The following is a 13,968-nucleotide window of genomic DNA, read 5'->3' on the forward strand; positions in this document are numbered from 1 at the left end:
CACTTGCACCCTGCGACGCCTCTGCTAGAGCGCCCTCAGGGATCACATCAGACATCTCTGTTGTGCGAAATCAGTCCGAAAGGGTGAGGCAAAAGCCATGCAGAAAATTCAGGTCAAAAACCCCGTAGTCGAGCTCGACGGTGACGAGATGACACGGATCATCTGGCAGTGGATCCGCGAAAGGCTGATCCTGCCCTATCTCGATGTTGACCTGAAGTATTACGACCTCTCCGTCGAAAAGCGCGACGAAACCGACGACCAGATCACCATCGATGCCGCCAACGCGATCAAGCAGTATGGCGTTGGCGTGAAGTGCGCGACGATCACCCCGGACGAAGCCCGCGTCGAGGAATTCAGCCTCAAGAAGATGTGGAAGTCGCCCAACGGCACGATCCGCAACATCCTTGGCGGTGTGGTGTTCCGCGAACCGATCGTGATCGACAACGTGCCGCGGTTGGTGCCGGGCTGGACCGATCCGATCGTGGTCGGCCGCCATGCATTCGGCGACCAGTATCGCGCCACCGACACGCTGATCCCCGGCCCCGGCAAGCTGCGCCTGGTGTTCGAAGGCGAAGATGGCGAGAAGATCGACCTCAACGTGTTCGACTTCCCGTCGAGCGGCATCGCCATGGCAATGTATAACCTCGACGATTCGATCCGCGACTTTGCCCGCGCCAGCTTCAACTACGGCCTCAACCTCGGCTGGCCGGTGTATCTGTCGACCAAGAACACGATCATGAAAGCCTATGACGGCCGCTTCAAGGACCTGTTCCAGGAAGTGTTCGACAACGAAGGCTTCGCCGAGAAGTTCAAGGAAAAGGGCATCGTCTACGAACACCGCTTGATCGACGACATGGTCGCTTCGGCGCTCAAGTGGTCGGGCAAGTTCGTCTGGGCTTGCAAGAACTACGATGGCGACGTGCAGTCCGACACCGTGGCGCAAGGGTTCGGCTCGCTCGGCCTGATGACTTCGGTGCTGATGACCCCGGACGGCAAGACCGTCGAAGCCGAAGCCGCTCACGGCACCGTCACCCGTCACTATCGCCAGCACCAGCAGGGCAAGGCGACTTCGACCAACCCGATCGCCTCGATCTTCGCGTGGACCCGCGGCCTGATGTATCGCGGCAAGTTCGACGGCACCCCCGATGTTGTGCGCTTTGCTGAAACGCTGGAGCGGGTCTGCATCCAGACGGTCGAAAACGGCCAGATGACGAAGGACCTGGCGCTGCTCATCGGTCCGGGTCAGAACTGGCTGACGACCGAGCAGTTCTTCGAGGCGATCGTGCAGAACCTCGAAAAGGAAATGGCCAACTGGTCCTGATCCGCGCGACAAACATCGGAACATGCGCCGCTATCCGGCGTAGGATTGGGGCGGCCTCTCGCAAGAGCAGGCCGCCCTTCGCGCTTTTGAGGACCCCGACATGACCCAGACCCGCAGCAAGGCCCGGCTCGAAATCCGGCAGGCAAAGCTAAAGGACGTGCGCGCCATCGGCGATCTCGTCCGCCGCGCCTATGATGATCTGCCCGCTTACACGCAGGGGGAGATCCGGGGGCAGATCAACAACTATCCCCAAGGCTGCTTCGTCGCGGTGCTGGACGGGGAAATCGTCGGCTATTGCGCCTCGATGCGGCTCGATGAACGCGTGGCGCTGTCTGATCACACCTGGGACGAAGTGACCGGCAACGGCTTTGGTTCGCGCCACGATCCGACCGGGGACTGGCTTTATGGCTATGAACTCTGCGTCGATCCGCAGGTGCGCGGAACGCGGCTCGGACGGAGGCTCTACGAGGAACGCCGTGCGCTCGCCGAAAGGCTCGACCTCACCGGCATCGTGTTCGGTGGGCGTATGCCGGGCTATGCGCGGGCCAAACGGCGCAAGAGCAACCGTGCAGAAACACCGCAGGAATACCTCGACCTGATCATGGAAGGGAAAGTCCACGATCCCGTCCTTCGCTTCCAGCTGGCCAATGGCTTCGAACCCGCGGGCATCCTTCCCAAATACCTGCCGGAGGACAAGGCGAGCCGGGGCAACGCTGTGCGCATGGTCTGGCGCAACCCTTATGTCGATGCCGACGCGCCGCGCAAACATCGCCTGCCGCGCGATGTAGAAGGGGTGCGGATCGCGACCTGCCAGCTTCAGGCGCGGGCCGTGAAGGACTTTGACGAATTCATGAAGAGCGTCGAGTACTTCGTTGATGTAGCATCGGATTACGAGAGCGATTTCATCGTTTTCCCGGAGATGTTCACGCTGATGCTGCTGAGCGCGGAGGAAGACGAGCTCTCCCCGCTCGAAGCGATCGAGGCGCTGTCCGAATACACCCCGCGCATCCGCACCGCGCTTTCGGAAATGGCGCTCGCCTACAACATCAACATCATCGGCGGATCGCACCCCACGCGCATGCCCGACGGCGACATCCACAACGTCGCCTATGTCTGCCTGCGCGACGGATCGGTTTACGCGCAGGAGAAGATCCACCCCACCCCGAACGAGGCATATTGGTGGAACATCAAGGGCGGCGACACCATCGACGCGATCCCGACCGACTGCGGGCCGATCGGGGTGCTGATCTGCTATGACAGCGAGTTCCCCGAACTGGCACGGCGTCTTGTCGACGAAGGGGCGCGGATCATCTTCGTCCCGTTCTGCACCGACAGTCGGCAGGGATACATGCGGGTGCGTTACTGCGCGCAGGCCCGCGCCATCGAAAACCAGTGCTATGTCGTGATGAGCGGCAATGTCGGCAATTTGCCCAATGTCGCCAACATGGACATACAGTACGCGCAAAGCTGCATCCTGACCCCTTGCGATTTCCCCTTCGCCCGCGACGGAATCGCCGCGGAGGCGTCCGAGAATGTCGAAACGCTGACGATCAGCGACGTCAACCTTTCCGACTTGCAATGGGCCCGCGCCGAAGGGACGGTGCAGAACCTCGCGGATCGCCGGTTCGACCTTTATCGCATCAAGTGGGACAAACGGGTCGGCAATATCTCCGATCCGCTTGGCGAACGCGCCGCCAACACTCCTGGAACCGCCGCTGGTGGTCATGGTCACGGAGGTGGGTGACTTGTCGCAGGTTGCTGGCTAATCCATTGCCATGGCAGGTGAACTGACCCTCTCTCCGGTAATGTCCGACGCGCTGGTGATCCTAGGATCGGCCGGTATCGTCATCCCCGTGTTTGCGCGTTTCCGCATAACCCCGATCATCGGGTTCATCCTGATCGGCATCCTTGTCGGCCCGTTCGGACTGGGCTCAATGGTCGATCAGGTCCCGTGGCTCAGACACATAACCATATCAGAGCCCGATCACCTCACACCCTTTGCCGATTTCGGGATCATCCTGCTGCTGTTCGCCATCGGGCTGGAGCTGTCGTTCAATCGCCTGTGGCAGTTACGAAAGCTGGTGTTCGGCCTTGGCAGCCTTGAACTGCTTATCATCGGCAGCATTTCTGCCGGGTTCTTCGGATATTACAACGGGATGGACTCCACGGCGGCGCTGGCGCTTGGGTTCGCTCTCGCATTCTCATCCACCGCCATCGTGCTACCGATTTCAGGCACACGTTCTCCGGTAGGCCGTGCGGCGCTCTCGATGCTGCTGTTCGAAGACATCATGATCGTGCCGATCATCTTTATCCTCGGCGCGCTTGCGCCCAATGCGCAGGCCGACGGCGTTGGCGGATTAACCGACACGCTGATCCAGGGCGGGATTGTGATCCTGCTGCTGCTCATTGTCGGGCGCTTTGCCCTTCCCCGGCTGTTCAGCCAGGCAGCGCGGACCAAAAGCCCGGAGCTGTTCCTCGCCGCGTCACTCCTCGTCGTAATCGGCGCCAGCCTTGCCACAGCAGCAACCGGACTTTCACCGATCGTGGGCGCGCTGATTGCGGGACTTCTGATCGCGGAAACCGAATACCATGGCGAGGTCGAAACCATCATGGAGCCGTTCAAGGGTCTTGCCCTTGGCGTGTTCCTGATCACCATCGGGATGAGCATCGATCTGCGGGCGATCTGGGCGGATATCGGCAATATCATGGGCGCCGTCGTGGGCGTGCTGGTGTTCAAGGCGATCGTCACCGGAACGCTTCTGAGACTGATGGGCGCACGCCGCAGCACAGCCACCGAAACCGGCGTGCTGATGGCCAGCCCCAGCGAAACCACCCTGATTGTACTGGCAGCGGCGACAAGCGCGCTGGTGATCGACGCGGAAACCGCGCAATTCTGGCAAATCGTCACCGCAATCGGGCTTACGGTGACGCCGCTTCTCGCCAAGCTTGGCCGAGTTATCGCGCGCCGGGTGGAGGCGGCCCCGGAATTGCCCGAAGAAGACAATGATGAAGCCCGCACCATCATCATCGGCGGTGGCCGCGTAGGTCGCTTGATCGCGGACATGATGGTCGCGCACGATCAACCCTATGTCATGCTCGATTCCGATCCTGATCTGATCGATCGGGCCAAACGCGACGGATACCGCGCAACCTTTGGCGATGCCGCGCGGGGCGATGCGCTGACCCGGCTCGGCATCGAAAAGGCTCCGGCTCTTGTGCTGACGATGGACGAACCCGTCCTCGCGCAGCGCCTTGTGGGCAAATTGCGGGCCGAACATCCCGATCTGCTGATCGTGGCGCGTGCGCGCGATACCGATCATGCGGCAGCGCTCTATCGCGCCGGGGCCAGCCATGCCGTCCCGGAAAACCTCGAAAGCTCGCTGCAACTCTCGGAAGCCGTGCTGGTGGACATAGGCGTGGCAATGGGCCCGGTGATCGCCTCGATCCACGCCAAACGCGACGAGTACCGGGAAAAACTCGAAGTCGAAGGGGGCCTCAGCGAGAAACCGAAACTGCGCACGAGCTGACGAGCGCGGATGCGCTCATCGCTCGCCTGCACCGTCAGGCGTTGACCGAAGCCAGCGCAGCCTTGACCGCGGCAATCGCTTCGTCTGCCTTGCTTCCGTCCGGGCCACCACCTTGAGCCATGTCGGCACGGCCACCGCCGCCCTTGCCGCCCAGCGCTTCAACCCCAGCGCGCACCAGATCGACCGCGCTGAACCTGTCGGTCAGATCATCGGTAACAGCGGCTGCAATCGCGCCCTTGCCTTCGTTAACCGCGACGATTGCCGCCACGCCCGATCCGAGCCGGGTCTTGGCCTCGTCGAGCAGCGGGCGCAGTTCCTTGGGGTTGAGCCCTTCGATCACCTGGCCGCTGAATGCCACACCGGCAACGGTTTCGTCCTGCCCTGCTGCTCCGCCAGCGCCTGCGCCGCCGCCCAGCGCCAATGCCTTCTTCGCTTCGGCGAGTTCCTTTTCGAGCCGTTTGCGTTCGTCCAGCAGCGCGGCGATGCGCGCAGGAACTTCCTCAGGCGTGGCGCGGATCGCGCCTGCTGCGGCTTTCAGCATTTCCTCGCGCCCGACGAGCCAGTTGCGAGCGGCGTCGCCTGTCAGCGCCTCGATCCGGCGAACGCCCGATGAAACCGCGCTTTCAGAAACGATTCGGAACAGGCCGATATCACCAGTCGCACGGACATGGGTGCCGCCGCACAATTCGACCGAGTAATTGCGCCCGCCGTTCCCGGCGCGCCCCATTGACAGGACGCGGACTTCGTCGCCGTACTTCTCCCCAAACAGCGCCAGCGCACCTGCCTCGACGGCATCGTCGGGGCTCATCAGGCGAGTGGAGACAGGTTCATTGGCCAGAATTTCGGCGTTCACCTCGGCCTCGATGGCCGCAATCTCGTCAGCTTCCAGCGCCTTGGGGTGCGAGAAGTCGAAACGGAGACGGTCCTCAGCCACCAGCGAACCCTTTTGTGTCACGTGATCGCCAAGCTGATTGCGCAGCGCGGCATGGACAAGGTGCGTAGCCGAATGGTTCGCGCGGATCTGGCTGCGCCGTGCGGTATCGACAGCCAGCTGTACCGTGTCGCCAACAGCGATGCTTCCGCTCGAAATGGTCGCATGGTGCGCGTGAAGGCGTCCCAACGGCTTGCTGGTATCCGTCACACTGGCCGAAAAGCCCGAAGGATTGGTGATCGAACCGGTGTCGCCGGTCTGCCCGCCGCTTTCACCATAGAACGGGGTCTGGTTGGTCAGGATGACGACGGAATCACCCGCGCCCGCGCTGCCGACTTCGGCGCCGTCCTTGACCAAGGCGACCACGGTGCCTTCACCGACTGTGGCGCTGTAGCCGGTGAATTCGGTCGCGCCTTCGCGCTCGGCGATGTCGAACCAGACTTCACCCGATGCCGCCTCGCCCGATCCCTTCCATGCAGCGCGTGCCGCCGCCTTTTGCTGGGCCATGGCTTCGTCGAAACCGGTGCGATCGACATTGATGCCGCGCACGCGCAGCGCGTCTTCGGTCAGATCGTAGGGGAAGCCGTAGGTGTCGTAGAGCCTGAAAGCGGTTTCCCCGTCGAGCTCGCCGCCCGCCGACATGTCAGCGGTCGCCTCGTCGAGCAACTTCAGACCCTTTTCGAGCGTCCGGCGGAACTGCGCTTCCTCGCGCAGCAGCACCTCTTCGATCAGTGCCTGGCCGCGCTGGAGCTCGGGATAAGCCTGGCCCATCTCGGTCACGAGTGCCGGAACAAGCCGGTGCATCAGAGGCTCCTTGGCACCCAGGATATGCGCGTGGCGCATGGCGCGGCGCATGATCCGGCGCAGCACATAGCCTCGACCTTCGTTGGAAGGCAGCACCCCGTCCGCCATCAGGAAGGATGTCGAGCGCAGGTGATCGGCGATGACCCGGTGCGAAGCTGTGTGCTCACCCTGAGCGGCAACTCCGGTTAGTCCCTCGGATGCGGCGATCAGTGCTTTGAAGGTGTCGGTATCGTAATTGTCATGCACGCCCTGCATCACGGCGGCGATGCGTTCGAGGCCCATGCCGGTGTCGATCGAAGGACTGGGCAGGTTCGTCCGGGTGCCATCCGCAGCCTGTTCGAACTGCATGAACACGAGGTTCCATATCTCGATGAAGCGATCGCCATCCTCGTCCGGGCTTCCCGGAGGACCACCGGGAATGTGATCGCCGTGATCGTAGAAAATTTCCGAACACGGGCCACACGGGCCGGTGTCGCCCATCGACCAGAAATTGTCATTGGTCGCGATCCGGATGATCCGGTCTTCGGGAAGGCCGGAAATCTTGCGCCAGAGGTCAAACGCCTCGTCATCGGTGTGATAGACAGTTGTCGTCAGCCGATCCGCCGGAAGGCCCCACTCACGCGTCAGCAAGTTCCAGGCATTGAGGATCGCCTGTTCCTTGAAATAGTCACCGAACGAGAAATTGCCGAGCATCTCGAAAAAGGTGTGATGCCGTGCCGTGTAGCCGACATTGTCGAGATCGTTGTGTTTGCCTCCGGCGCGAACGCATTTTTGTGAGGATGTGGCGCGCGGTGCCGGCGGGGTTTCGAGGCCGGTGAACACGTTCTTGAACGGAACCATCCCGGCATTCACGAACATGAGCGTGGGATCGTTGTACGGAACCAGCGGCGCGCTCGGCATCTGGGCATGATCTTCCTTCCCGAAGAAGTCGAGGAAGGACCGGCGGATATCGTTTGTCGAAGTCATGGAAACGCAGTTAGGCAATGCTTTGCGGAGCGACAAGCGAAAGCAGCGCGTTTTGGTTCATTCGGGCGAACGCTGTGGCGGCAAGGCCCGGCTTGTGGCGGGAATGCGCAACTGATCGGCAGCGCGCCAGGCAGCAACCCAACGAAAAACCGGCGCAAGCCGCGATCCTCGGGGAAAGGATGACTTGCGCCGGTATTCCGTTTGTCCGGACAGGAGAACCCGAAGGCTCCGACCTGCCCGCTTGAAGAGCCGATGTCGTCAGTCCGCGTCCGGACCGGTCATCATCTCCTCGGCAACCTCGTCGGTTTTACCGCGAATGGCGGCTTCCAACTTGTCGCAAATTTCAGGGTTCTCCTTGAGATAGACCTTGGCGTTTTCGCGGCCCTGGCCGATCCGGATGCTGTCGTAGGAATACCAGCTGCCCGACTTCTCGACCACACCGGCCTTCACCCCGAGATCGAGGATTTCGCCGATCTTCGAAATGCCTTCGCCGTACATGATGTCGAATTCGACCTGCTTGAACGGCGGGGCCACCTTGTTCTTGACCACTTTGACGCGGGTGGTGTTGCCGATGATTTCGTCGCGATCCTTGATCTGGCCCGTGCGGCGGATGTCGAGGCGCACCGAGGCGTAGAACTTGAGCGCGTTGCCACCAGTGGTGGTTTCCGGGTTGCCATACATCACGCCGATTTTCATGCGCAACTGGTTGATGAAGATCACCATGCACTTCGAACGGTTGATCGATCCGGTCAGCTTGCGCAGCGATTGGGACATGAGCCGCGCCTGGAGGCCGACATGGGAATCGCCCATCTCGCCCTCGATTTCGGCGCGGGGAACAAGCGCCGCGACCGAATCGACCACCAACACGTCCACCGCGTTCGAGCGGACCAGCGTGTCGGTAATTTCGAGCGCCTGCTCACCCGTATCGGGCTGCGAGACGATCAGCTCGTCAATGTCCACGCCCAGCTTCTTGGCATAGACGGGATCCAGAGCGTGTTCGGCATCGACGAAAGCGGCAGTGCCGCCCGCCTTCTGAGCTTCGGCAATGACATGCAGCGCCAGCGTCGTCTTGCCCGAGCTTTCCGGGCCATATACCTCGATCACGCGGCCTTTGGGCAGGCCGCCCACACCGAGCGCGATATCGAGGCCCAGCGACCCGGTCGAAATCGCTTCGACCTGCATCGCTTCCTTCTGGCCCAGCTTCATCGCCGAACCCTTGCCGAAAGCCCGATCAATCTGTGCAAGCGCAGCGTCGAGCGCCTTTTGACGGTCCACGTCTTTTTCCTTTTCTACCAGCTTAAGTTGCGTAGCCATCGCATGCACTCCTTCGCTTGCCTAGGGCCAGTTATCGAGTTTTAACCGGGCCATTGAGGCCACCCGTATGGCGCCCCCTGTTGGAGTTCATGTATCTGATTTGTTCCACAAGAACAAGAGTGGAACAAAAATTTTTTCGCGCGGTATATCCCGCTATCAGGAACGCTTGCCCGCTTTGGCCGATCGCATCACCGATCCAACCTTGTCGCTGATCGACGCGACGCTGAATGGTTTGGCGATAAAGTGCATGTTGGGAATGTCGATCTCGCTGCGCAGGTTTTCCTCGGCATAGCCCGACATGAACAGCACCGGGATATCCGGCCGTTGCTTGCGAATTGCACGCACCATCGTCGGGCCGTCCATCCCCGGCATCACCACATCGCTCACCACCAGATCGAATTCGGTGCCCTTGGCAATTGCGGCAAGTCCCTCTTCGCCGCCCGGGCAGGCGGTGATTTCATACCCGGCCCGCGACAAGGCGCGTTCCGCCACGACGCGCACCATGTCCTCGTCCTCGACCAGTAGGATGCGCCCGCCAACCGACCATTCGGACGACTCCTCAGGCACAGCCACTTCCTTGCGCCGCGGCGCCTCGCCGTGATGGACCGGGAAATAGATGGTGAAGCGCGCGCCCGTAGGCCGGCCTGCACCGTCAGTCAGATTGTCGGCAAAGATGAAGCCACCCGATTGCTTGATGATGCCATAAACAGTCGACAGGCCGAGCCCGGTGCCCTTGCCCTGCTCCTTCGTGGTAAAGAACGGCTCGAACAGCTTGGGCATGACTTCGGGAGGAATGCCGCCGCCATTGTCCTGCACGATCAGCACCGTGTAATCGGCGGGCGGCAGGATTTCCGATCCCAGTTTGACCGAATCGCGCGCCGTGATGTTGCGGGTGAGCAGCGAAATCCGCCCCTCGCCCTTCGGATTGCCCGGGCCGCCCTGTGCGCCATTCATGTTGATCGCATCGCGCGCGTTCACGGCAAGGTTCATGATGACCTGCTCAAGCTGCTGCGGATCGGCCCGTACCGCCCCCAGATTGCGATCATGCTGGACGTGATAGCTGATCTTTTCACCCAGCAGCCGCTTGATCAACGGGCTTACCTCGCTGACGACATCGGGCAATTGCAGGATTTCGGGCCGCAAGGTCTGCTGGCGCGAGAATGCGAGCAACTGACGGGTGAGCGATGCAGCGCGGTTGGAATTGGCCCTGATCTGCTGGATGTCGTCATAGTCGCTGTCGCCCGGCGTGTGCCGCAGCAGCATCAGATCGCAAGTGCCGATGATGGCGGTAAGGACGTTGTTGAAGTCATGCGCGACGCCGCCCGCCAACTGGCCCACAGCCTGCATCTTGGTCGCTTGGGCGACTTGCCGCTTAAGCTGGGTTTCCTCGGAAGAATCGGTCAGGCTCAACAGCACAGCGGCCTCGCCCAGCCCGCGAACCCCGGCGAGGCCGAGCGAAACCGGCTCGTCGGGCTGGAACACCAGCCGCACCGCCATGTCGCCGCTGGTTGCCGGGCCGCGCCCATGACGGCGTACCGCGTCCGACAGCGCTGCTTTGTCCTCGCGTACGACCAGATCGGTCGGGAATGGCGGCAGGCCACGCTCCACCCGGTCAACCGAGCGCAGGAATGCGTCGTTGCCGAACAGGAAGCGGCCATCGCGATCGGTCATGGCAAGGCCCAGCGGCAATTGCGCCAGCAGCGCCTCCAGCTGCGCGACACCGGCATGCGAGGCGCTGTCCCAACCGTTGCCGATGCCAACGCCGCTGTCGACCAGCAGCATTAGCGATGTGCCATCGTCAGGACCCGGCACGACACCCGCTTGCGGAGGCTCAGACAGCGGCACGTCGATCAGCGTTTGCGGGGTCCCGCCACGCCCTTCGCGGGCGAAGAAGATACGGTCACGATCATCAGCCCTCAGCATCGAAGCGAAATCCTGACCCGCCAGCGTCGCCGCTTCGTCTCCCGATGCGCGCTCGGCGAAACCGGCGCTTACACTGCGGATGATGCCGTCAGGCCGGGTGATCGCGGTTTCGATCCCGGCGCGGCTCAGAGCGATGCCGAGCGGGCCTGACAGATCGAGTTCCGAAAGCAGATCGCGTTTGGCCGCCGTGATCCGGTTGAAGCGCCAGATCAGGTGATCATCACCCCGCCCGGCTCGTACGGCCTCTACACTCCATCCGGTTTCCGCACCTTCCTCAAGCGTGTCGACCTGATCCGAACCATCGCGCCAGGCGATGCGGGCGATCCGGCTGAGGATTTCGAGCTGAGGCCGGTCGAGCGGAAGCGAAGGCGGCGCACTGCCTGCGCCGAAGGCTTCGACATAGGCCGAATTGGCGCAGACCAGCCGGTTGGCCCGATCGGTAATCGCAATCGCGCTTCCCCGATCCTCGATCGCGGCAACCGTTACCGACCAGTCCGGCGGCGAGAGTTCCGCTTCAGCCGGCCTTGCCTGCATCCGCTCGAACGTGAACGCGCCGAGCAGCAGTACGGCAAGCGCACAGCCATATACTGCGGCGGCAACCGGGCTCGAAGTGGTCAGAAAGATGATCGCGGTGCTCACCACCATGGCCGCAGCCACTGCAGCAAGGACGTTCCTTGCCGAAGTATCGCCGGATGGTGTTTCTGCGATTTCGGAACTCACGATCAATACCGTCTCAATAGGCGAACCGGGCCGGGCTGACCCTGAGCGGCAAGACTACTTGGGGTTGAGCCTCTGGTCGAGCCGGTCTTCAATGCCTTTCAAGCGTTTTGCCCGCTTGCGTGCAATGATCACGCGCCAGATCGCACTGGAGAGCAGATAACCTACGGCTGAGGTGATCACAGCCAGCACCGCAAAGCCGACAACGGTAACCCCTGCGACTTCGAAGGCGTCGATGATCCACTGCCACGCGCCGCTTTCCAACTGTTCCGTCGCGACCCCGGCAGTGGCCGCGTCGATCCGCAGGATGAAGGCACCAACGCGGTTGGCGACCACCAGCCAGAAAGCCAGCGTGAACGGATTGGTGACGAAGGTCGTAAGCGCCGCCAGCGGCACGTTGGCCCGCGCCGGGAGCGCGAGGAAGGCAGCAATGAAAATCTGCCCGACCGGAATGATGAAAGCCGCAAACAGGCCGAGCGCCACCCCGCGCGGGACGGAACGGCGGGTAAAGCGCCACAATTCCGGGGAAAGGAAGCGGTGGGCTATCGGGCGCAGATACTTGTTGCGCGCCATCTCCTCACGCTTGGGCATGTTCTTGCGGATCCAGTCCGCAGCCATGGTGTTCTTACCACCCGACTCGCGAGTTTGCTTGGTAGCCATATCACGCAGCGCCCATGCGCTTCACGCGGGGCGAATACAAGCGTCGCGAAGGGGATGAAACGGGAGCCACCATAATGTCTATATGGATACGACTTTTCGTCTGACCACCGGGTTAACCGAAAGGCCCGGACCTTTTCATGAAAAACCCAAGAAAATTACCCGCGTTCGCGCATCAGCCGGGCCTTGTCGCGCTTCCAATCGCGATCCTTGATGGTCGCGCGCTTGTCGTGCGCCTGCTTGCCCTTGGCCAGCGCCAGTTCGACTTTCGCCCGCCCGTGGCTGTTGAAATAAATCGACAGAGGAACCAGCGTCATGCCCTTGCGCTCGACCGCGCCGAACAGCTTGTTGATCTCGCGCTCATGCAGGAGCAGCTTGCGCGGGCGGCGCGGCTCGTGATTAAGCCGGTTGCCGTGGCTGTATTCCGGAATGTTGGCGTTGATCAGCCAAACCTGCCCATCGCGCACCTCGGCATAGCTTTCGGCGATGGTGGCCTCCCCTGCGCGCAGCGCCTTCACCTCGGTCCCTTGCAGGGCCAGACCCGCCTCGAACTTGTCCTCGATATGATAATCGAACCGCGCACCCCGGTTTTCGGCGACGGTTTTCTGCTTGTCGAAGGTTTCTGGTTTGGGCCGGGCCATGATGGCCGTGCAGATAGGGCTCCAATTCGCGCTTGCCAAGCAGCGGGTTTGCGGCGCAATCACCGGGCCTTGGGGGGAATTGGGAAATGAGCGAGGTCGAGTCTCAACCATTCGAAATCGGCGGGCAATCGATAGCACCCGGCACGCAGGCCGATATCGGCATACCCATCACCACCATGGCCACAGGTTACAGCTCGCAATTGGCGGTGCGGGTTCTGCACGGGGCGAAACCGGGGCCGGTGGTGTTCATCAGCGCGGCGATCCATGGCGATGAAATCGTCGGCACCGCGATCATCCAGCGGATCGCGAATTACCTTTCGCCCGAAACACTCAGCGGCACTTTGATGCTGGTTCCTGTCGCCAACATCTTCGGTTTCCTCAGCCATACGCGCTACCTGCCCGACAGGCGCGACCTCAACCGATCATTCCCCGGCAACGCTTCGGGATCGCTTGCGGGGCAATTGGCACATGTATTCTTCACCGAGGTGGTGAGCCGTGCATCGTTAGGCATCGATATCCACACCGCCGCCGTCCACCGCTACAACCTGCCCCAGATCCGCATTGCCGCAGGCAACAGGCGTCTGGTCGAGCTGGCGATGGCGTTCGGTGCGCCGATCATCATCGAAAGCCCCCTGCGCGATGGCGCGCTGCGATCGCTCGCGGCGGAGCACGGGGTCGAAATGCTGCTGATGGAAACGGGCGAGGCGCTGCGGTTTGATCGCTTCTCGATCGAAACGGGCGTGAACGGGGTGCAACGCGTGCTCGCGCATCTCGGCATGATAGAGGCGGACGATGGCCTTACCGAAGTCGGCGTGCCGGCCCGCTCGAACAAGACGCAATGGGTGCGATCCCCGAGGGGCGGCGTCACCCACCGGATGCGCAAATCGGGCGATGCGGTGAAAAAGGGCGACCTGCTGGCGGCCGTGGCAGGGCTGTTCGGTGAGGAACCGCAGGAAATCGTCAGCCCTTGCGACGGCCTGATCATCGGCCACGCAACGCTTCCTGTGGTGCATCAGGGCGAGGCACTGTTCCACATCGCCCGCGTCGACCATGCCGAGCGCGTGGGCAAGCGGATCGAGAGCATCGCCGACGCGATCTACGCCAGTGAACCCGAAGGCTTTGCCGAAACCTTGCTGGACGAGGATGAGGTGATCTAGAAGCCCCGGC

9 protein-coding genes are annotated in these 13,968 nt (G+C 62.1%); 4 read left to right on the forward strand and 5 right to left on the reverse strand.

Translation table 11 applies throughout. The annotated features are described in order from the left end of the window. Positions 1–97: 97 nt before the first annotated feature. From AABA34_RS11965 to AABA34_RS11975, 3 genes are all read left to right on the forward strand, one after another. Positions 98–1,321 carry an NADP-dependent isocitrate dehydrogenase gene (locus tag AABA34_RS11965; RefSeq protein WP_338302815.1) on the forward strand — a complete coding sequence of 408 codons (1,224 nt, stop codon included), beginning with the start codon at positions 98–100 and terminating at the stop codon, positions 1,319–1,321. 100 nt (positions 1,322–1,421) lie between these two features. Continuing rightward, positions 1,422–3,065 carry a bifunctional GNAT family N-acetyltransferase/carbon-nitrogen hydrolase family protein gene (locus AABA34_RS11970; protein WP_338302816.1) on the forward strand — a complete coding sequence of 548 codons (1,644 nt, stop codon included), beginning with the start codon at positions 1,422–1,424 and terminating at the stop codon, positions 3,063–3,065. Positions 3,066–3,096: 31 nt separating this feature from the next. Further along, positions 3,097–4,848: a cation:proton antiporter domain-containing protein gene (locus AABA34_RS11975; RefSeq protein ID WP_034954385.1), complete on the forward strand. Its 1,752-nt coding sequence runs from the start codon at positions 3,097–3,099 to the stop codon at positions 4,846–4,848. A 34-nt stretch (positions 4,849–4,882) separates the two neighbouring features. Here the strand turns inward: AABA34_RS11975 and alaS are convergent, their stop codons facing one another. The 5 genes from alaS to smpB all read right to left on the reverse strand — a co-directional run bounded on the left by alaS (position 4,883) and on the right by smpB (position 12,801). Beyond that, positions 4,883–7,549 (reverse strand): alanine--tRNA ligase, encoded by a 2,667-nt coding sequence (gene alaS, locus AABA34_RS11980; RefSeq protein ID WP_338302817.1) that lies wholly within the window; start codon positions 7,547–7,549, stop codon positions 4,883–4,885. A 258-nt stretch (positions 7,550–7,807) separates the two neighbouring features. Then, positions 7,808–8,863, reverse strand: coding sequence for a recombinase RecA (gene recA / locus AABA34_RS11985; RefSeq protein WP_034954387.1), 1,056 nt, complete (start codon positions 8,861–8,863; stop codon positions 7,808–7,810). Positions 8,864–9,019: 156 nt separating this feature from the next. Next, positions 9,020–11,431: a response regulator gene (locus AABA34_RS11990; RefSeq protein ID WP_338304738.1), complete on the reverse strand. Its 2,412-nt coding sequence runs from the start codon at positions 11,429–11,431 to the stop codon at positions 9,020–9,022. 129 nt (positions 11,432–11,560) lie between these two features. Then, positions 11,561–12,094 (reverse strand): DUF2062 domain-containing protein, encoded by a 534-nt coding sequence (locus AABA34_RS11995; protein ID WP_034954866.1) that lies wholly within the window; start codon positions 12,092–12,094, stop codon positions 11,561–11,563. A gap of 224 nt (positions 12,095–12,318) precedes the next feature. Beyond that, complete coding sequence (gene smpB, locus AABA34_RS12000; RefSeq protein ID WP_338302818.1) at positions 12,319–12,801, reverse strand: SsrA-binding protein SmpB; 483 nt, start codon at positions 12,799–12,801, stop codon at positions 12,319–12,321. 86 nt (positions 12,802–12,887) lie between these two features. On the opposite strand from smpB, the gene AABA34_RS12005 reads away from it, so the two are divergent. Continuing rightward, positions 12,888–13,958 carry a succinylglutamate desuccinylase/aspartoacylase family protein gene (locus AABA34_RS12005; protein ID WP_034954390.1) on the forward strand — a complete coding sequence of 357 codons (1,071 nt, stop codon included), beginning with the start codon at positions 12,888–12,890 and terminating at the stop codon, positions 13,956–13,958. The last annotated feature ends 10 nt before the right edge of the window (positions 13,959–13,968 follow it).

Source organism: Erythrobacter sp. Dej080120_24, assembly GCF_036322605.1.
Lineage (GTDB): Bacteria > Pseudomonadota > Alphaproteobacteria > Sphingomonadales > Sphingomonadaceae > Erythrobacter > Erythrobacter aurantius.